The organism is Mycobacterium sp. E3305, from assembly GCF_001666785.1.
GTDB lineage: Bacteria > Actinomycetota > Actinomycetes > Mycobacteriales > Mycobacteriaceae > Mycobacterium.
In genome coordinates this window covers 1-649 of the sequence record NZ_LZJA01000079.1, presented here as the reverse complement: position 1 = coordinate 649, position 649 = coordinate 1, and the positions used below count along the sequence as shown (strand labels likewise).

The window sequence follows — 649 nt, the reverse complement described above, 5'->3', positions numbered from 1 at the left end:
GCGTCGGTGGCGTCGGTCTCGGCCGGGCCGGGCACGCGGGCCAACATCGACGAGTTCACCAAGACCACCAGCAAGGGTGTCGAGACGATCGGCGGCGCCAAGCGGGGCAAGGCGATCATCATCCTCAACCCGGCCGACCCGCCGATGATCATGCGCGACACCATCTTCTGCGCCATCCCCGAGGACGCCGACCGCGACGCGATCGCGAAGTCCATCCACGACGTGGTGGCCGAGGTGGCGACCTACGTGCCCGGCTACCGGCTGCTCAACGAGCCGCAGTTCGACGAGCCGTCGCTCAACTCCGGTGGGCAGGCGATGGTGACCACGTTCGTCGAGGTCGAGGGCGCCGGCGATTACCTGCCCCCGTACGCGGGCAACCTGGACATCATGACCGCCGCGGCCACCAAGGTCGGCGAGGAGATCGCGAAGGAATCCTTATCCGCGACGGCGCCGGGAGCGCAGGCATGAGCACACACGACATTTTCTTCAACCCGATCTGGGACGTACGGCTGACCGACACGTCGTTGCGGGACGGCTCGCACCACAAGCGCCACCAATTCACCAAAGAAGAGGTGGGTGCCATCGTGGCCGCCCTGGACACCGCGGGGGTGCCCGTCATCGAGGTCACCCACGGCGACGGGCTGGGCGG

The 649-nt window shown here is 67.8% G+C and carries 2 pseudogenes; both read left to right on the top strand.

The features are described from left to right. Positions 1 to 468, top strand: a pseudogene (locus tag A5701_RS07710) (acetaldehyde dehydrogenase (acetylating)); the annotation flags it as partial. Continuing rightward, positions 465 to 649, top strand: a pseudogene (locus A5701_RS07705) (4-hydroxy-2-oxovalerate aldolase); the annotation flags it as partial. The pseudogenes A5701_RS07710 and A5701_RS07705, both read left to right, overlap by 4 nt.